Source organism: Aestuariivirga sp. (assembly GCF_046093005.1).
In the GTDB taxonomy this organism is placed as follows: Bacteria; Pseudomonadota; Alphaproteobacteria; order Rhizobiales; family Aestuariivirgaceae; genus Aestuariivirga.
The window spans coordinates 1-19,439 of record NZ_JBJTER010000162.1; the positions used below are offsets into that span (position 1 = coordinate 1).

The 19,439-nt window shown below is 62.3% G+C and carries 15 protein-coding genes; 5 read left to right on the forward strand and 10 right to left on the reverse strand.

From position 1 onward, the window contains the following. Positions 1-323: 323 nt before the first annotated feature. Positions 324-2,720, forward strand: coding sequence for a tail fiber domain-containing protein (locus ACKOED_RS13755; protein ID WP_408917177.1), 2,397 nt, complete (start codon positions 324-326; stop codon positions 2,718-2,720). A gap of 75 nt (positions 2,721-2,795) precedes the next feature. On the opposite strand, the gene ACKOED_RS13760 is transcribed toward ACKOED_RS13755, so the two are convergent. Then, on the reverse strand, positions 2,796-3,902 hold the full coding sequence (locus tag ACKOED_RS13760; protein ID WP_408917178.1) for a MerR family transcriptional regulator: 1,107 nt from the start codon (positions 3,900-3,902) through the stop codon (positions 2,796-2,798). 156 nt (positions 3,903-4,058) lie between these two features. Here ACKOED_RS13760 and ACKOED_RS13765 point away from each other — a divergent pair, with 156 nt between their 5' ends. Continuing rightward, positions 4,059-4,964 carry an SMP-30/gluconolactonase/LRE family protein gene (locus ACKOED_RS13765; protein ID WP_408917179.1) on the forward strand — a complete coding sequence of 302 codons (906 nt, stop codon included), beginning with the start codon at positions 4,059-4,061 and terminating at the stop codon, positions 4,962-4,964. 19 nt (positions 4,965-4,983) lie between these two features. Here ACKOED_RS13765 and ACKOED_RS13770 read toward each other — a convergent pair whose 3' ends face one another. Genes ACKOED_RS13770 through ACKOED_RS13780 form a run of 3 tightly spaced genes read right to left on the reverse strand, consistent with a single transcriptional unit; the run spans position 4,984 to position 8,630 of the window. After that, complete coding sequence (locus ACKOED_RS13770) at positions 4,984-6,054, reverse strand: ABC transporter permease (protein WP_408917181.1); 1,071 nt, start codon at positions 6,052-6,054, stop codon at positions 4,984-4,986. 22 nt (positions 6,055-6,076) lie between these two features. Beyond that, on the reverse strand, positions 6,077-7,594 hold the full coding sequence (locus tag ACKOED_RS13775; protein ID WP_408917182.1) for a sugar ABC transporter ATP-binding protein: 1,518 nt from the start codon (positions 7,592-7,594) through the stop codon (positions 6,077-6,079). A 10-nt stretch (positions 7,595-7,604) separates the two neighbouring features. After that, a complete protein-coding gene (locus tag ACKOED_RS13780) occupies positions 7,605-8,630 on the reverse strand; it encodes a sugar ABC transporter substrate-binding protein (protein ID WP_408917183.1) in 1,026 nt (341 codons plus the stop codon). A 234-nt stretch (positions 8,631-8,864) separates the two neighbouring features. On the opposite strand from ACKOED_RS13780, the gene mtnK reads away from it, so the two are divergent. Further along, positions 8,865-10,145 (forward strand): S-methyl-5-thioribose kinase, encoded by a 1,281-nt coding sequence (gene mtnK, locus ACKOED_RS13785; protein WP_408917184.1) that lies wholly within the window; start codon positions 8,865-8,867, stop codon positions 10,143-10,145. A gap of 40 nt (positions 10,146-10,185) precedes the next feature. Here the strand turns inward: mtnK and ACKOED_RS13790 are convergent, their stop codons facing one another. Beyond that, entirely contained in the window at positions 10,186-11,799 is a 1,614-nt protein-coding gene (locus tag ACKOED_RS13790) for a murein L,D-transpeptidase (RefSeq protein WP_408917185.1), read from the reverse strand. Between the two features lie 9 nt (positions 11,800-11,808). Beyond that, positions 11,809-13,158 carry a glutamine synthetase family protein gene (locus ACKOED_RS13795; RefSeq protein ID WP_408917186.1) on the reverse strand — a complete coding sequence of 450 codons (1,350 nt, stop codon included), beginning with the start codon at positions 13,156-13,158 and terminating at the stop codon, positions 11,809-11,811. Positions 13,159-13,242: 84 nt separating this feature from the next. On the opposite strand from ACKOED_RS13795, the gene ACKOED_RS13800 reads away from it, so the two are divergent. Beyond that, the gene (locus ACKOED_RS13800; RefSeq protein ID WP_408917187.1) at positions 13,243-14,520 is read left to right on the forward strand and encodes an NAD(P)/FAD-dependent oxidoreductase; all 1,278 of its coding nucleotides are present in this window, start codon (positions 13,243-13,245) and stop codon (positions 14,518-14,520) included. Beyond that, the gene (locus ACKOED_RS13805) at positions 14,520-15,638 is read left to right on the forward strand and encodes an NADH:flavin oxidoreductase/NADH oxidase (RefSeq protein ID WP_408917188.1); all 1,119 of its coding nucleotides are present in this window, start codon (positions 14,520-14,522) and stop codon (positions 15,636-15,638) included. The genes ACKOED_RS13800 and ACKOED_RS13805 overlap by 1 nt, the downstream gene beginning before the upstream one ends. Here ACKOED_RS13805 and speB read toward each other — a convergent pair. The 4 genes from speB to ACKOED_RS13825 are packed head-to-tail and all read right to left on the reverse strand — an operon-like array spanning position 15,628 to position 19,436. Then, on the reverse strand, positions 15,628-16,623 hold the full coding sequence (speB, locus tag ACKOED_RS13810) for an agmatinase (protein ID WP_408917189.1): 996 nt from the start codon (positions 16,621-16,623) through the stop codon (positions 15,628-15,630). The genes ACKOED_RS13805 and speB overlap by 11 nt on opposite strands. Positions 16,624-16,627: 4 nt before the next feature. Then, on the reverse strand, positions 16,628-17,710 hold the full coding sequence (locus ACKOED_RS13815) for an ABC transporter ATP-binding protein (protein ID WP_408917190.1): 1,083 nt from the start codon (positions 17,708-17,710) through the stop codon (positions 16,628-16,630). 5 nt (positions 17,711-17,715) lie between these two features. Then, positions 17,716-18,564 (reverse strand): ABC transporter permease, encoded by an 849-nt coding sequence (locus ACKOED_RS13820; protein WP_408917191.1) that lies wholly within the window; start codon positions 18,562-18,564, stop codon positions 17,716-17,718. Further along, the gene (locus ACKOED_RS13825; protein WP_408917192.1) at positions 18,564-19,436 is read right to left on the reverse strand and encodes an ABC transporter permease; all 873 of its coding nucleotides are present in this window, start codon (positions 19,434-19,436) and stop codon (positions 18,564-18,566) included. The genes ACKOED_RS13820 and ACKOED_RS13825 overlap by 1 nt, the downstream gene beginning before the upstream one ends. Positions 19,437-19,439: the final 3 nt, after the last annotated feature.

Sequence of the window (19,439 nt, forward strand, 5' to 3'; positions counted from 1 at the left end):
CCCGGCTGCGGCACATAGCGGGGACCCAGTGGTCAACGAAACGGTACATGAACATGCGGCCTCTGTTTCAGGCCGACGAAAACCCAACCGAAGCCGCCGTGGCTTGAAAAAATGTGCGAAAGAATCTGGACACTGCCCAGATTCGAGATGCTGGAGAACAAGACTATGCCTAAAACAATACACCAGCTTCACTGTCTTGCAACCCTCATGTGACCATGATACAATCGATTACATCAGGGTAAGTTTGTTGGGGTTCCAGGCTGGCGGCCTCATTTTGTTACGACAAGAAAGCTGGCTTAAACACATCTTCTAGGAAAGATCTGATGATGCTACGGTACGGAACTAAAGTTACTTTAAGTCTCTTCGCGCTCGCCGCCGTCATGGGGCAGACGTCAGGAAGCGCTCAGGCGCAAGCATGTGTGCTTGGGACAAACAGCACGGGGACGTTGACCTGCATCGGAACGAATTCTCTCGACTCTAACACAACTGGCGAGAGGAATAGCGCGTTCGGAGTAGATTCGCTGACGGCCAACACGGCTGGCAGTGAGAACAGTGGTTTTGGCTTCAACTCATTGCTGCTGAACACAACGGGGTCCAGGAATAGCGCTTTTGGTAGGTCTGCTCTAGCAGCCAACACCACTGGCGTTGACAACAGTGCTTTTGGCAACTTGGCTCTTTCAACAGGCAACGGCAGCAACAACAGCGCGTTTGGGTCTAACGCGCTCAGGGCAAATTTAGGCGGCGGGTCTAACACCGCTGTTGGCACCAATGCGCTGCAACTTAATACCTCCGGTAACAACAATGTCGCCATTGGCTCAGCTCTTGGATCGAACACCCAAGGCAGCAGCAATATCGCGATTGGAGTAAACTCGCTCAATGCGAACCTGACTAACAATGACAACATCGCGATCGGCGTAAGCGCACTGAGCGTCAGCGTATCGGATGGTAACACGGCGGTCGGTCGGTTGGCTCTAGCTGGCAATACCGTCGGAGGTCAAAACACCGCCATAGGCTCGCAGGCTGCGCAAAACCAGACCGGCACCGCTACCCGAAACATCGCCGTCGGGTTCCAAGCGGGTTTAAGTTGGACGACGGGGTCTAACAATATTGCCATCGGCAGCTTCGGCGTGAGTTCGGATAACGGAGTAATGCGCCTTGGAACGCCGGGATTGCATAGCACGACGTTTATCGCGGGCATACATACAACACCGATCACCAATGGCCGTATCGTGGTAGTCGATGCGTCAAACCGGTTGGGCGTTGCGTCAGGTTTCCTCGGCTCAAACACCGGCTTCGGAAACAACGTCTTTCTGAGGTCCCCCACAGGCTCCAGCAACGTTGGGCACGGCCAGAGCGCTCTTCAGGAGTTGACCACGGGCAGTTTCAATACGTCGATGGGCACGTCTGCCTTGTATAGCCTCGCAAACGGCAGCAGCAACACCGCGGTTGGCTTCGAAGCGGCGGCCAATCAGATTGCTGCGAGCAATAACATCGCGATTGGCTTCCGGGCTGGCTCCAACTGGATTACGGGCAGCGACAATATCGCCATCGGGAGTCTGGGCGAAGAAATCGATTTGAGGACGATTCGCATTGGCCAACAGGGCCTTCAGAAGAAAACCTACATCGCTGGCATCAGGGACAACACGATCGTCGGCGGGTATGCCGTTGTTGTCGACGCCAACGGAGAGCTTGGCGTCGCCTCCGGTACTTCACCCATACCAGGCGAGAACAATACCGCACTGGGTGTCAGCGCCCTCTCAAGCAATACCGTAGCTGGCAGTAATAATACAGCCGCGGGCTGGTCGGCGCTCTCCTCAAACACGACCGGCGTTCTCAACACCGCGAGCGGCGCCGGCGCCCTGCGCGCAAATACGGGAGGCAGCTTCAACACCGCGAGCGGCGTGAATTCGCTCAGCAAGAACACGGGCGGCGGCGCCAACACCGCAAGCGGGGTCGCGGCGCTACAGGAGAACACCACCGGCAACAACAACACCGCAGGCGGCATCAACGCGCTGAACAAGAACACGACCGGAAGCAACAATACGGCCAACGGCTCCGGGTCCATGTTCAATAACACCACCGGCAGCGACAACACCGCTGTTGGCAACAGCGCCGGCAGCAACTGGACCACGGGCAACAACAATGTGGCCATCGCCGCGCCCGGCGTGGCCGGTGAAGCCGCCACCATCCGCATCGGCGTGCAGGGAACCCAGACCCGCGCCTTCATGGCCGGCATTCGCGGAACGCGGGTTACCGGCGGGCAGGCCGTGCTGGTGAACGCCCTGGGGCAGCTTGGCGTCGCCAGGAGCTCGCGCCGCTACAAGGAGGACATCCACACGATGGGCGATGCCAGCAACGGGCTCATGGACCTCCGCCCCGTTACCTTCCGTTACAAGGAAGCGGAAGACGACGGCAGCAAGCCCATTCAGTTCGGGCTGATCGCCGAGGAGGTCGAGAAGGTGATGCCGTCGCTCGTTGTCTATAACAACGATGGCACGCCGGAGTCGGTGGCCTATGATGTTCTGCCGAGCCTGCTGCTCAACGAGTTTCAGAAGCAGGGCCGCGAACTTGCCGCCGCAAACGCGAAACTCGAAGCGATGGAGGCCGAGATGGCCGCTCTCAAGCTGGCAGTGAGCCGCCTCGCGGCAGCTTCATCGCCGGAGGGTTCGTCCTTCGCGGCGCTGGAACCCGCCACGCTGAACGTTCCGGCGCAGCCATAGGCGCGCCGCTCCGCCAGGCTTGAACAGCAATCTGCGGCCGGGTCACTCCGGCCGCAGTTTTTTTTTCCGACGCCGCTACTCACGCTCGTCAGGGCGGCCCAGAGCAATTACCGGCCTGATCCACAAGCCATCCATCTTTTCATGGCTATTGAAGTGGATGCGCCATTGCTGCCGGCCCTTCTCAAAGACGGCATCGTAGACATCCCAGCCGTCCGGCCCCACGCCTTGGAAGCACAGAGACAGCAATGAACCAGCCTTAACGATATCGCGTGCGATGGCGGTTTGCTGCTTCCGTAAGGCCTCCGCCATCTGAGACGTCATTTCCGCCGCATCCATGCTGCCAGCCTGCGCATCGGCGATCAGCCCGCGGATTGCGGTTTCGCTCCGCGCGAATGGCCTCTGATTGGAAAGTCTCTCCGCGAAGGCCGTGGCGGCGGCATTCGCTTCGGAAACCGCGGTCCGGCCTGCCCTGTGCTCGGCGCCATGCTGGTGAATGACGAGACAGCTGACGGCGCCGTCTGCATCGCGTTCGAAAGTGACTTGCAGCGGCATCTGCTTGCTGAAAAACTTGTCAGGCGCTTCCGGCGACAGGGTCACAGCGCTTTGTCCGGTTACGGCAAGGCTGATCGCATGATCGCCCGGCTCTATTGTCACAAAGACGTTGTCATCCAGCTTGTAGCAGCCCGCATAATCCTTCAGCAGCGCAGGCGAGAGCCTGGTTTCGGTCCGGGGCCGGGCCTGCTCGTAGCGGCGCCAGGCGGTATCATCGGCGGGGGTCTTTGTCATGGTCATCTCCTTGGCGAGTTTGGTCAGCGCCGAAACGGTGGCGGCGCCGCCGGAGAGTTCCCGGCGCGCCCCGGCAATGGTCATGAGGCTCTGGTCGATATGGCCGCGCTGCCGGGTCAGCGCCTCGGCCTGGGTGGCCAGCACGCCGTCAAGGTTGGCCTCCTTGCCGACCAGAAGCCGCGCGATTCGCGCCAAGGGCAGGCCGAAGCTCTTGAGGATGATGATTTCGTTGAGCCGTTCGATCTCCCTAATGCCATAGAGACGCCAGTTCTTGGCGGTGCGGCCGGGCGAGATCAGCCCGTATCGCTCATACACCCGGAGCGCGCGCACGGTAAGCCCCATGCGCGCCGCGCAGTCGGCGGCAGTCAGGGTTTCATCGGGCGGGGGCTTTGTCATGGCGGCAAGGATAGGGTGTGACCCAGGGTCCGGCGCAATAGGAAGACCTGGGCGCTGACCGGTGCTTGTGTTGCCGGCGGCCGGGCGATAGATTTGCAAGTGCGGGGCTTATCCCGGCAGCAAGGATTGCGGCGAACAGCACCTATGACATCCGCCATGAAGAACCTCGATGTACGCTGCGCCGCTGACAGCCGCGACGATCTTGGTGAAGGGGCAATGTGGTGCCCCGCCGAGCAAGTCTTGTATTGGCTGAATATTCCCATGCCCTCCCGGCTGCATCGCCATGATCCGGCCACGGGCCGGCACGAGTCCTGGGCGATGCCCGAGATGATCACCGCGCTCGCCAAGCGGCGTGACGGCACGCTGCTGATCGCCTCCCACCATGGCCTTAACCGTTTCGACCCGCGCGAGGGGCGGCTGATACGTGTTGCCGTGCCGGAGGCGGACAAGCCTGAAAACCGCAGCAATGACGGCGCGCCCGATGCGCAAGGGCGGTTCTGGATGGGAACCATGATGAACAATCTGGGGCCCTCGGGCGAGGACCTGCCGATCGCCGCGGCCACCGGCGCCCTATGGTGCGTCAACCCGGATTTCACCTTTCACAAGGCGATCGACGGCATCATGATCACCAATGGCGTGGCCTGGAGCCCGGACCAGCGCACGCTCTATGTCGCCGATTCCGCGGCGCAGGTGATTTACGCCTATGATTTCGACCCCGCGAGCGCAACCGTCTCTAACCGGCGGGTGTTCAGCGATGACAAGAGCCTCGGTTATCCGGACGGCGCGGCGGTGGACAGCGAAGGCGGATTGTGGAGCGCCCGCTGGGAAGGGCAATGCGTGGCGAGGTTCCGGCCCGATGGCAGATTGGATTTCACTGTGCCGATCCCGGCGCCGCGTGTGACGTCGATCGCGTTCGGTGGCCGGGATTTCCGCACCGCTTATGTCACCACCGCGCGCCACGGCGCCAGCGCCGGAGAGCTGGCGCGTTTTCCGCGGCAAGGCAGCCTGTTCGCTTTCGACTCGCCCATCGCGGGGCTGCCTCGCCCGCAATTCGCCGGGTGAGCGCGGCCCCGCAGCCCCGTTAATCGAGATCCGCCTGCTTTTCCTTCAGCACCTGGGCATAGACGTTGATGATCAGCGCTGCCAGCAGGATCAGGCCGCGGATGAGGATCTTGAGGAAGGAATCGATCTGGATGTGGTCGAGCCCGTTGTTGACGACGCCCAGCACCAGGAGCCCGATGATGGTGTTGCCAATGCCGCCCCGCCCACCGAACAGAGACGTTCCGCCCACCACCACCGCCGCGATGGCGTCCAGCAGGAAGGTGTCGAACTGGTTCTGCTGGGCTGAGCCGAAATAGGCCACGCCCAGCATGCCGGCGATGCCGGAGCATACGGCGCAGATCACCATCACCGAGCCGATGATGAACTTGACGTTGACGCCGGAATATTCCGCCGCCTCGCGGTTGCCGCCCACCATGTAGATGTAGCGGCCGTAGCGGGTGTATTTCAGCACCAGGTGCCCGACCAGCAGGAAGATCAGGCAGACGATGATCGTCCAGCCGATGGGGATGAACATCGCCTTGCCGGCGGCATCGACGCCGAGCGGAATGGTGAAGGCCGTGCCGGAGCCCAGCGTGGTGATCAGATCAGGATATTGATAGGCGATCTGGCCGCGCACCAGCATCGCCGAGACGCCGTTGGCGATCTGCATCATCGCCAGCGTCATGATGAAGGAGGGGATGCCGATGATGGTCATGCCGCCGGCTGTGACCAGGCCGAAGGCGAAAGCGGCGGCCAGCGCCAGGATGATGGCGATCCAGCCCTGCACCGGCACATTGGCGATGTTCACATAGTCGGGCTGGATGGTGAAATAGGCAACCGTGATGCCCACCGCGTTCGCGACCGCCGCCACCGAAAGGTCGATCTCGGCGCAGAGGATCACATAGGTGAGGCCCACGGCGATGATGCCGGTGATGGAGAGCTGGCGCACGATGTTCAGCGCATTGTCCAGCGTCAGGAAGGAATCGCTGGCGAAGCTGAAGAAGACCACCAGCGCCACCAGCGTGAACACCGGCGCGATGTTCCGGAGCTGGTCGCCCAGGAAGCGCTTCAGGTTGAAGCTCTTTGGCGCAGAAGTTTCCGCCGTCGACATGTGTGTTCTCCCCCCAGCGTCCTCAGGCTGCCGACAACAGATCGGCTTTCTCGATATTGCCGGACGCGAACTGGCGCGCCACGGTTCCCTTCTTGATCACCGTCACCCGGTCGGCGAGCGTCAGGATGGTTTCCGGCTCGGTCGACAGCACCAGGATGGCCACGCCGCGGTCCCGCAGCGACTTGACGATGCGGATCACGTCTTCCTTGGCGCCCACATCCATGCCGCGGGTGGGCTCCGACAGGATCAGCACGCGCGGCAGATGGGTGAGCCACTTGGCGAGCGCCACCTTCTGCTGGTTGCCGCCGGACAAGGAGCCCAGCGGTATGGCGGTGCGGGGCGGCCTGATCTGCAGGTCCTTGATGTGGTCTTCGGTGATCTTCTTTTCCTGGCGCGGTTTCACCAGCAGGCGGTGGATGCGGCCGAGAATGGCGATCGAGACGTTCTTATAAACAGGTTCCTGGCGGAATAGCATCATGCGCCGGTTCTCCGGCACGAAGGCGATGCCGGCGGAACGCGCCGCCGCCGTGGACTTGAACTTCACCGGCTTGCCGTCAAGCCTCACGGTGCCGCGGCGCAATGGCACCTTGCCGAACAGCGCGCGTGCAAGCTCGATCTGGCCCGAACCCATGAAACCATAGACGCCGGTGATCTCGCCGGCGCGGAGCTCGACCGAGAAATCACGCAGGTTGCGGCCGTCGCTCACCCCCTCGACGGACATGACGACGGGCTTGGAATCGTCGCTCTTGAGGGCGGCCTCCTCGCCCATGTGCATGCCTTTGGAGCCGCGGCCGATCATGTGCGAGATGACCGAATCCTTCGTCAGGTTCCTGGTATCCTCGGTGATCACCTTTTGGCCGTTGCGAAACACCGTGACGCGGTCCGAGATCGCCAGCACGTCGTCGAGGAAGTGCGAGATGAAGATGATCGAGCGGCCTTCCTTGCGCAGCCTCCGCAGGACTTCGAACAGCTGCTTCACTTCGGGCGGCGAAAGCGCCGAGGTGGGCTCATCGAGAATGATGATCTGCGCGCCGGAAAACAACACGCGTGACAGCTCCACCAGCTGCTGCAGGCCAACGGGAAGCGAACCCATGGTGGTGGCCGGATCGATGTTGAGGCCCAGGCTGGCGAGAAGCTGTTTCGCCTCGCGGTTCATGCGCCGCCAGTCCACCGCGCCGATGGCATTGAGCGGCTGATTGCCGAGAAAGACGTTCTCCGCCACCGTGAGATCGGGAACGATCGAGAGTTCCTGGTGCACCATGCCGATGGAATTAGATAGCGCATCGCGCGCCGAGCGCAGCCGCACTTCGCGGCCCTTGATCTTCATCACGCCGTCGAATTCGGTATGCACACCGGCGATGATCTTCATGGTGGTGGATTTGCCGGCGCCGTTCTCGCCCACGAGACCGTGGATCTCGCCCGCCCTGAGCGAAAAATCCACGTTCTGCAGCGCCATCACGCCGCCGAAGTGCTTCGAGACGTTGGTCAGTTCGAGCAGGGGCGTGTCGCCCCCGCTCGCGGTTCGTGTGGAGTCCTGCATCCGTCTGAGATCAGATCAGGAAGTTCTTCTGCAGCCACAGGTGGCCCGGCGCTGTGTCCTTGGTGATGACCGGGCCGTCGGCGAGGATGAAGTCCGGAATGTCCTTGCCGGCCTGCTCGCCGCCCTGCACCGCCGCCACGCCAGCCGCCACCGACCAGCCGTGGATGCGGCAGGACGGGTTGCGCACGGTCGCCACCATCACGCCCTCCAAGACCGCGTTCACCGCGGGCGGCATGGCGTCGACGCCGGCGATCAGGATGTCGGTGCGGTTCTTGGCCTTCATCACGTTGTGGGCGGCAAGCGCCATGTCGTCATTGTGGAAGAAGGCGCCCTTGATGTCCGGATACTGGGTGAGGAGCGAGTCCCAGATGCGGGCCACCTTGGTCACATCCCAGTCGGCGGGCTGCTCGTCCAGCACCTTGATGTTGGCGTTGCCGTCGACAACCATGTGGAAGCCCTTGGCGCGGCCCTGGGCGCCCGAATGGCCGAGCGCGCCCTGGGTCATCACCATGTTGCCGGCACCACCCATGGCGGCGACCAGCGCCGAGGTGACGACCGAGCCCATCATCACGTTGTCGGGCGCGATGAAGGTGTGGATCGGAACCGTGCCGGGCGGGGCCACCAGCGTATCCATGGCGATCACCGGCGTGCCGCCATCGATCATCTTCTTGATGGGGTCGGTGAGGGTGCCGATGCCGAAGGTCTGGATGGCCACGAAATCCCATTTCTGGGAGGCCATGTTGTCAATGGCGGCGCGCTGCTTGGTGGCGGAAAGCTCGCCGTCGAACCAGGTGATCTCGACATTCATCAGCTTGCCCCAGGCCTCCGCCGCCTGCTTGCCCTGGGCGCACCAGGTGGCCTGAAGGCCGGCATTCGAGAACGCGGCTTTCATCGGCTTGCCCGCCGGGGCCAGGGCCTGGGCCATCGCAGGATCAAAGCCGGCATCGGCGAGCAGCGCCGCGCCGAGCGCCGTGGTTCCCAGTTTCTTGAAAACATCGCGGCGGTTTGCCGCTTCCTTGATGAGATCGTTGAGCATTGCTTGGGTCCTCCTGGAACTTTGTGGGTCGATCGCGCGTCCGGAACGCCGATCGTGAAAACATCCAACAGAGGCCTCGCTTTGTCCAGCGCAATTGTCCGGCGGCCATGCATTGCTGCAGAGCATCATGGCTGTTGCGGTTGCGAAAGCTCCAGACCTGCGGTGCGTTGTACTTGCATTTCCGGCCGGTTTCGGTGCTCATATGCCATCAGCCAACAGCAATGTGTGACTGCCATGATCGAAACCCGCGAAGGATATGCGCCGCAATCGCCAGCCACACTCGCGGCCTATCTGGGCGGCATTCCGCGCGTCGCGGCGCTGCTGGGCGGTGCCCCTTCCGGCTGGAACATCGCCGAAGTGGGCGATGGCAACCTGAATCTCGTGTTCATCGTCAAGGGGCCGGCGGGCGGCGTGGCGGTGAAGCAGGCGCTTCCCTATGTGCGGCTGGTGGGCGAAAGCTGGCCGCTGCCACTGTCGCGCGCCCACTATGAGCACATGGCGCTCTCCGAACAGGCCCGCCTGACCGGCCGGCTGACGCCCGAAATCTATCATTATGACGAAACACTGGCGCTGATCGTCATGGAACTGCTCGAGCCTCATATCATCATGCGCCGCGGCATGATCGCCGGCATCGAATATCCGAAGTTCGCCGAGGATATTTCAACCTTCATGGCGCGCACACTCTATTTCACCTCGGACCTGGCGCTGACGGCCGATAAGAAGAAGGCCATGATCGCCGCCTTTGCCGGCAACACCGCGCTGTGCAAGATCACCGAAGACCTGATCTTCACCGACCCTTACCGGGTGGCGCCGCTCAACCGCTGGACTTCGCCGCAGCTTGACGCCTATGCCGCCGAGTGGCGTGACGACGGCGACCTCAAGGTGGCGGTGTCGCGGCTCAAGCTCAAGTTCCTGTCCTCGGCGGAGGCCATGCTGCATGGCGACCTGCACACCGGCTCGATCATGCTCACACCCGCCGATACGCGGGTGATCGACCCCGAATTCGCCTTCATGGGGCCGATGGGCTTCGATGCGGGCGCGGTCATCGCCAATTTCCTGCTCAACTATTTCTCGCAGGACGGGCATGAGAAAGAGCCGGGCGGCCGCGATGGCTACCGCGAATGGGTGCTGGCGACGCTGCAGCAAATCTGGGTCTTCTTCCGCGCCAAGTTTCTGGCCCTGTGGCGGGGCGACGGGATGGGGGACGCCTATCCGGCTGCGCTGTTCGAGGATGCGGAGGGCCAAAGCCGCCTCGAGCAAGAACGGCAGGCCTATATGGACCGGCTGTGGACAGACACGGTCGGTTTCGCGGCGGCCAAGATGACCCGCCGCATTCTGGGCCTCGCCCACAACATCGATCTCGAATGGATCGAGGACAAGGACCGCCGCGCCCTGTGCGAGGCGCGGGCGCTGATCCTTTCCCGCGACATGATGGTGAACCCGGGGAACTACGCCTCGGTTGAAGCCCTGGCCGAGGCGGCGCGGCGGACGCGGCGGAATGTGTTGAACTATTGAGGCGTTGACTGCGCTGCCGCAAGCTGTTGCGTTGCCAGTTCTAGCTCGACGGCCTGCCCGCGAGCGCGGCGTCTAGCTTGCGGTCTCGTCCATAAATGTCCGGACGGAACTCGAGGGTGCCACCGTCGCCCTCGAACGCCGTGGCATAGACGAGATGCACGGGAATGAGCTGCGGCAGGCTCACCCGCGTGGTCTTTCCGCTGGCGAAGGCGGCGTCAATTCTGGGCTTGGGCCAGCCGGCGATTTCGCCAACCAGCCGGTAAGCCAGGTCCATCGGCCGCGACAGCCTGATGCAGCCATGGCTGAAGGCCCGCGTCGTGGCCAGGAACTTGTCCTTTGCTGGCGTATCGTGAAGATAGATGTTGTGCGGGTTCGGCAGCATGAACTTGACCTTGCCCAGCGCATTTTTCGGGCCCGGCTTCTGGCGAAACGTGAAGGGAAACTTGCCAGGGCCATAGGCATTCCAGTCGATGCCGCCCCAGGATGAAAGCTTGCCATTGGCGAAAATCTCGAAATCGCCCGAATAGGCATAGGGATTGCGGCGCAGCTTCGGCAGCATTTCCTTGGTTGCTATGGAGTAGGGCACCGTCCAGGTCGGATTGATCTCGACATATTCGAGATCATCCGAGAACTCCGGCGTCTGGGTGGCGACCGCGCCGACCACCACGTCCATGCGGTCCACGAGATCGTCATTCTCGATCTCGCGCATGTCGAAGGCGGCCAGATTGACCATGAAATGATGTTCGCCCAGATTCTCGGGCATCCAGCGCCAGCGCTCCATGTTGAGCATGATCTGGCGGGCGCGTTCGGCGGGCGGCACGTTGAGTGCAAGGATCGTTTGTTTGCCGATCAGTCCCTTAGCCTCCAGCCCATGTCGCGTCTGGAAACTCTTCATCGCAAGCGCGGTTGAAGCATCGTAAACATCACCCTCGACACCGCCCGGGTGATCGCCCGTGAGAATCAGGCGCTCGCGGATCTGGCGAACGCGCGGGTCCTTGCCGCCAGGTTCGATGTTGTCGCCCGCCGGAATCGCCGGCCATTCGACAGACTCCGCCATCGCGCGGTAAAGCACGAGCATGCGCTTCAGCGCCTGGTAGTGCGGGTTTTGCGATTCGAAGCCGGCGAGGAACGCGATTGGATCGCCGCTGGCAGCCAGATCATTCAGAATGCGCAGTACATCGACTGTTCGGCGGTTGCGGAACAGCCGCGGATCGACCTTCTGGGGCGTGGTTCGCCCGATCTTAAGGTCGGTTGCATAGGACACGAGGAAGGCGGCAAAGTAGAGTTCTGTGGCCGCCGCAGTTTCAGCATCGTCGGGCTCCAGGCTGTCGCGCAGGTCGATCAGCGCATCGATGGGATAATCAGCGGGATTGAGCCCATCGTCGGCGGCATCGGCGAGCCGCTGCAGGAACGGCGTCATGCGGCCGGTGCCGACCCAGAAAACCCTTGCGCCGTCACGCAGATAGTGGGCCGCGAGGGCGGGCCGTATGCGCTCAAGCGGCAGCGGCAGACGGTCCTGCGACTGGATGATCTCGGTGATAGCCACAATGATATCGGCCTCCGGTGGAACCTGGCGGCCGCTCTGGGCCGTTGCAGGAACCCAAGACACCACGCAGAGCAGCAGGACAAGAAACGTCGTCTTTACCGCACGCATGCCAGCTCCTCACACATTGAGCAGAAGATATTCGCGTTCCCAGGAACTGATCACCCGGCGGTAATTCTGCATCTCCTGGAACTTGACGTCGTTATACGCCTCGCAGAATTTTTCTCCCAGCACCTGCTTCAGGGGCTTGGTGTAGTTCAGCTTGTCGAGGCTCTCGTCGAGGCTGATGGGCAACGTGTGAGCATAGCGGTAGGCTGATCCTTCGACGGGGTCGGATGGCTTGATGCGCTCGACCATGCCCAGATAGCCGCAGGCCAGCGATGCCGCGAAGGCCAGATAGGGATTGGCGTCAGCCCCCGGCACGCGGTTTTCGACCCGCGTGTTGCCCGGATCGGAGGACGGCACGCGCAGCGACACCGTGCGGTTATCGATGGCCCAATGGACGTTGGTCGGCGCGTCCGAGTCCGGCACCAGACGCCTGTAGGAATTGACGTTAGGCGCGCAGAGAGACAGCGCCGCCGCAAGATAGCGCTGCAGGCCCCCAATATGGTTGAGGAACTGTTTGGAGAACTTGCCATTCTTGTCAGCAAAGATGGTGCGGCCGGTCTTCGCGTCCATCACCGATTGGTGGATATGCATGGAAGACCCAGGCTCATTCTCATGCGGCTTGGCCATGAACGTCGCATACATGTCATGCTTCAAGGCGGCCTGGCGCACCGTGCGCTTGAACAGGAACACCTGGTCCGCGAGTTCCAGCGGGTCGCCGTGGTTGAAGTTGATCTCGAGCTGCGCCGGGCCACTCTCATGGCTCAGCGTATCGACATCGAGTTCCTGGGCCTCGCAGAAATCATAGATATCCTCGACGATCGGATCGAAATCATTGGCGGCGTCGATGCCATAGGCCTGGCCGCCCGGCTCCTTGCGCCCCGACCGGCCCACGGCAGCGTCCAGTGGATAATCCGGATCGATGTTCTTCTTCACCAGATAGAATTCGAGCTCCGGCGCCACAACGGGCTTCCAGCCCTTCTCGCGATAGGCGGCAAGCACCCGCTTCAGCACATGGCGCGGCGAGATATCCACCGGGCTGTCGTCAAGGTGAAAGGCATCGCAAATCACCTGGGCGGTGGGCTCGGCATACCACGGCACCACGCGGATCGTGTTGGGATCAGGTTTCAGGTAGACGTCGATCGCACTGTCGCTGACGGCGCGTGTGTCCTGGACGAAGCGTCCGTTGATGGTGAGCGTGAACACCTCCTCCGGAATGCGCAGGCCCCGCGAGCGATTGCCGGACAGGAACTTCTTGGGCGGCAGGATCTTGCCGCGCGCCGTTCCGTTCATGTCGGCAACGAGGCATTCAACCTCGCTCACCTTGCGTTCGTTCAGCCAGTCCTCGAATTGCGCTTGGGTCATGATGTTCCGGATATTGTTACCAGTCCGGTAATCTAACCCGGAAGCTTGACCCAGCAAAAGGGGGGCGGCTAAACCCTTCACATCATGCGGAAATCCATCAGCGCACCGAGCTACTACCAGGCCACCGCGCAGGCCGCTTCGGTTCATGCGCCACTTTCAGGCGATGTGACGGCGGATGTGTGCATCGTGGGCGCCGGATACACGGGGCTTTCGGCGGCGGTCGCGCTGGCCGAGGCTGGACACAAGGTGGTGGTACTCGAGGCGGAAACCGTAGGCTTCGGGGCATCTGGCCGCAACGGCGGCCAGATCTGCACCGGCTTTTCGGCGGGGCAAGAGAAGATCGAAGCCCAGCTCGGCAAGGATGATGCCAGGAAATGCTTTGCGCTTGCTGAGGAAGCGAAGCGCTTGCTCGTGGATCGTATCACCCGCTACGGCATCAACTGCGATCTGCGCTGGGGCTATCTTCATGCCGTGCCCAAGGCCAGCCGCTTTGACAGTCTCAAGGCCTGGAAGGATGAATGGGACGGGCTCGGCTATACCGATACCCAAATCCTCAGCCGGGATGAGCTGGCAGAAAAACTCAAGACCGATGTCTACCACGGCGCGCTGCGCGAGGGCGGTGCGGGGCATTTCCACCCGCTCAACTATTGCCTCGGCCTGGCGCGGGCTGCCACTGCGGCCGGCGCCGTCATCCACGCACATTCGCGTGCCCTCGAGGTTGATACCGGGACCAAACCCTTTGTACGCACCGCGCAAGGCAAGGTTGCCGCCAAATTCGTGATCATCGCCTGCAACGCCTATCTCGGCCGGCTGGTGCCCAAGCTCTATGGCCGGGTGCTGCCGGTGACGAGCTACATCATCGCCACGGAACCGCTGGGGGAGACGCGCGCCCACAGCCTGATCCGAGATGGCGAGGCGGTGGCAGATACCAATTTCATTGTCGACTATTTCCGCCTCACGCCTGACACGCGCCTGCTGTTCGGCGGCAGGGCGAGCTATACGACCCGCGAACCGCCAGACCTCGGCGCCTACATGAAGCCACGCATGACCAGGATCTTCCCCCAACTTGCCGATGCGCGGGTTGACTTTGGCTGGGGCGGCTACATCGCCATCACCGTCAACCGTATTCCCGATTGCGGCCGCCTGAGTCCGACCGCCTATTACGCCCATGGCTATTCCGGCCAGGGTGTGGCACTGGCGGGGCTCTACGGTTTGCTGATAGCAGAGGCGATCCGCGGCACGGCAGAGCGCTTCGACCTGCTCTCCCGTGTGCGCCACCTGCCTTTCCCGGGCGGCCCGGTCCGCGTACCGTTGCTTGCCGCAGCCATGCTGTTCTACAGACTGAAGGATATGTTGAGCTAATGAGCAAGCTGTTTTCGCCTGTGACCTACCGCGGCCTCACCCTCAAGAACCGGGTGATTGTCGCGCCCATGTGCCAGTATTCCTGCCGCCACGGCTTTGCCAATGACTGGCATCTTGTGCATCTCGGACGCTTTGCGCTGGGAGGCTTCAGCCTGGTGATCGCCGAGGCGACAGCGGTTTCACCGGAGGGGAGAATTTCCTACGCCGATCTCGGGCTGTGGGAAGATGGGCAGATTGCTCCTTTGAAGCGGGTGACGGAGTTCCTGCGCGCCCACGGGGCGGCGGCAGGGTTGCAACTCGCTCATGCCGGGCGCAAGGCGTCCGCTCCGCTGCCATGGCGCGGTGGCTTTACCGAGACCGAGGCGGAAAAGGAAGCGCTGGGCTTCGAAAGCTGGACGCCCGTGGCGCCTTCGGCCGAGCGGCACAGCAGTTCCTACGCCATGCCCGAAGCGCTGGACGAGGCTGGCATGACAAGAATCCGCGACGCTTGGGCGGCGGCGGCGCGGCGCGCTGATGCGGCGGGCTTCGACATGATTGAGCTGCACTCGGCGCACGGCTATCTGCTGAACCAGTTCCTCTCGCCGATCGCCAACAAGCGAACAGACAAGTATGGCGGCAGCCTCGAGAACCGTATGCGCTTTCCGCTCAGCGTGGCGGAAGCGGTGCGCGCCGCCTGGCCCGCCGCCAAGCCTGCCTTCGCGCGCATCTCGGTGACGGACTGGATCGAGAGCGGCATGACCGCCGATGACAATGTCCTATATGCCAAGGCGCTCAAGGCTATTGGCTATGACCTGATCCACTGTTCATCCGGCGGCTTTGACGGCGCGAGCGTGCCGGTAGGGCCGCTCTACCAGGCGCCGCTCGCAGAAGCCATTCGCAACCGGGCCGATGTGCCCACCGCCGCGGTGGGACTCATCACCAAGGCGCAGGAAGCTGAACAGATCCTTGAGCGTGGCCAGGCCGACCTGATCGCGCTCGCGCGTCAGGCACTCGACGACCCGAACTGGCCCGTCCATGCCATGCGTGAACTGGGTGCTGAAAATAGCTATGGTCAATGGCCGCAGCAGGCCGGCTATGCGGTGCGCGCCAAGGACAAGGCTTTGGGCGTCACTCGCTGAACGGTGCGGCCCGCGCCCCGCGCGCAGCCGCCTTGAGGCAGAGATATTCCATCACCAGCGACGCCGCGGCAAGCGATGTGATCTCGGCATGGTCATAGGGCGGTGAAACCTCGACCACGTCCATGGCTATGAAATGGATGCCCATGAGCCTCCGGATGATCGAGGCTGCCTGGTGATAGGTCAGCCCACCAGGAATAGGTGTTCCAGTCCCCGGCGCGGCGGACGGATCGAGGCAGTCGATATCGAAGGTGAGATAGGCCTTGTTGCCGCCGACCACCTGCCTGATGATATCAGCGACGGCGGCGGGAGAGCTGTCATGCACCTCATCGGCGTAGACGATGCGAAAACCATAGGTACGCTCGCCGGTGAACACGGTGCGGATGCCGATCTGCACCGAGGCACGCGGATCGATGAGCCCTTCCTTCACCGCGTAGTTGAACATCGTACCATGATCGATACGGCCGCCATCGTCGGGCTCCACGTCCCGGTGGGCATCGAAATGAACGAGTGACAGCGGCCCATGCTTGCGGGCATGGGCCCTGAGCAGCGGATAGGTGATGTAGTGATCGCCGCCCAGCGCGATCATTTCCGCGCCGGATGCAAGGATTTCGGCTGCGTGATCCTCCAGCCGCTGCGGGAAGTTCTCCTTGCGGCCCCAATCAAAGAAGCAATCGCCATAGTCGGTGACCGCCAGGGTGTCGAAAGGATCGAAGTTCCATGGCCAGAACGGGCCCCAGGCATTCTCCGCGGAGGCCTTGCGGATACCCTCCGGGCCCAGGCGGGTGCCGGGGCGGTGCGAGGTGGCCTGGTCGAAGGGAATGCCGGTGACCGCGATGTCAACGCCCGTCAGATCACGGGTGTATTTGCGCCGCATGAAGGACAGCGCACCGGCATAGGTAGGCTCCCACTGCGTGCCTTTGAGGGACTCGCGGCGAAAGGCATTGTCGCCCGGCAGCGGGCCATGTGGGTTCATCTCCAGCGTCATGCCCCTACTCCGTGAGTACGATCGAATCTTCAGGCGCCCAATGCACCCAGACTTGCTGGCCCCGCTCCACGCCTGCGCCACCGCTGCGGCGGTCATTCTGGACGGTCACCGACAGGCCGAGGCCATCCACAGCCTCGATTGTCACATGGCTGGTATCGCCATAATAGGCGACATTCTGCACCACGCCGCGCACCCGGATGCCGTGGGCCGGCTCAGCCATGGATAGCTTGAGTTTCTCTGGCCGAACCGCGACCGCAACCTTGGCGCCGACCAGCCCATCGCTCTGTAATTCGAGGCGGCCGAGCCCCCGCGCCTCACAATCGAGCTTGCGGCCGATCTGGCGCAACACGCGGGCCTCGATGAGATTCACCTTGCCGATGAAGTCCGCCACGAAGCGGTTACGCGGGTGCTCATAGAGTTCCGCGGGCGTCGCCACCTGCTGCACGGCGCCCTTGTCCATCACCGCGATGCGGCTCGCCATGGAGAGCGCCTCGTCCTGGTCATGGGTGACGATGATGAAGGTGATGCCCACGGTTTCCTGCAGCCGAGTGAGTTCCATGCGCATGTCATCACGCAGCTTGGCATCGAGCGCCGACAGCGGTTCGTCGAGCAGCAGAACCTTGGGACGCTTCACCAATGCGCGCGCCAGCGCCACGCGCTGGCGCTGGCCACCTGACATCTGGTCCGGCTTGCGGTTGGCCAGCGCCTGCAACTTCACCATCTCGAGCGCTTCGCCGACCCGTCGCCGCGTCTCGTCCGCCGGTACGCCCGTCACCTTGAGGCCATAGGCCACGTTCTGCTCCACCGTCATGTGCGGGAACACCGCGTAGGACTGGAACACCATGTTGGTCGGCCGCTTGTTGGGCGGCGTGAAGGCCATATCCTCGCCGCCGATGATGATCTGGCCGGAGGTTGGCGTCTCAAGCCCCGAGATCATGCGCAGAAGTGTCGTCTTGCCGCATCCCGATGGCCCCAGCAAAGCGAAGAACTCGTTCTGCGCGATGTCGAGAGAGACATTATCGACTGCGGTGACCCCTCCCGGAAAGGCCTTGGTGACGTTGCGGATCGAAACGATGATGTCGGACATGTGTTCTAACCCTTGTCCGCCTTGGGTGGCGCCTGGAGTTTCATTGCGATGACGGTAGCGATCACCGTGATGACGATCAGCACGGTGGAGGCGGCATTGATCTCCGGCGAGACGCCGCGGCGCACCAGCGAATAGACCTTGACCGGGAAGGTGACGGTTTCAGGACCCGAGGTAAAGAAGGTGATCACGAAATCATCAAGCGACAGGGTGAAGGCGAGCAGCGCCCCGGCGATGAGGCCTGGCTTCATATAGGGCACGATGATCGACCAGAAGGTCTGCCATTCGCTGGCGCCCAGGTCCTTGGAGGCTTCCTCAAGCTGGCGATTGAAGCCCACGAGCCGGGAGCGCACCACCACCGCCACGAAAGGAAAGCAGAAGGTCACATGCGCGAACACGATGTTGCCGAGGTTCAGCGGCCAGGGCATGCCCACAAAGAACTCCATCATGCCGCTGTTGACGAAGAACAGCAGCAGCGCCACGCCCATGCAGATTTCCGGAATGACGATGGGAAGCGCCATCAGGCCTTCATAGCCACCCTTGAAGGGGAAGCGGAACCGCCACAGGAGCAGCGCTGCCAAAGCGCCCAGAACAGTGGCGAAGACAGTGGCGATAAGGGCGATGACCAGGGAGTTGGTGAGTGCCTCGATCAGCGCGGCGTTGTTCCATGCCTTGACATAGTTGTCGAGGGTGAAGCCCCGCCAGACGACACCGCGCTTGTCGGTGTTGAAGGAAAAGGCGATCAGCGTGACGATCGGCGCATAAAGTACGAAGAAGATCGCCGCGAACAGCAGCTTGAGCCAGGCACGGCTGCCATAGTCGAGGGGTCCCTGCCCCGGTTTCAGCCGCGCGGCCATCACACATCCACTCCCTTGCTGCGGAGCGTGAACAGATAGCGCAGCGCCAGTGCGCCAAACGTGGCGTACATCAGCAGGAAGGACAGGGCTGCGCCGAAAGGCCAGTCATTGGCAGACTTGAACTGGCGCTCGATGACGTTGCCGATCATCAGCGCATTGGCGCCGCCCAGGAGATCCGGCGTCAGGAACGACCCAAGGCACGGAATGAAAACCAGGATGATGCCGGAGATGATGCCGGGCATGGTAAGCGGCACGGTCACCCGGAAGAAGGTCTGGGCCTGCGAGGCGCCAAGATCGAGGCTCGCTTCGAGATAGGATTTCTCAAGTCGTTCAATGGTGGCATAGAGCGGCAGCACCATGAAAGGCATGTAGACATAGACCAATCCGAAGATCACCGCGAAATTATTGTAAAGCATGTCGTAGGGGCCGAGCCCGACGACCCCCAATATCTTGTTCACATAACCCTGGGTGCGGAATACCGCGATCAGCGCATAGGTGCGGATCAGGAGATTGATCCAGAACGGCAGGATCACCAGCAGCAGCAGCAGCGGCTTCCATCGGTCCGGCGCGAAACAGATGCCGAAAGCGATCGGATAGGCCAGTAAAAGGCACAGTGCCGTGGCCAGCGCGCTGATCCACACCGACTTCCACATGATCCCGAGATAGAGAGAGTCGAAGGAACGGATGTAGTTTCCGAAGCCCGTCAGATAATCGTATTCGGTGATCGAAACCTGGCCGTCGATCACCGCCTTGTCACTGAACGACATGACAAACAGAAACGCCAGCGGGATGACGAAGAACACCAGCAGCCAGAACGAAGTCGGAAGGCCTAGGGTCCAGAACACCCGCGGGTTCTGCTTCCAGTTCTCCAAGGC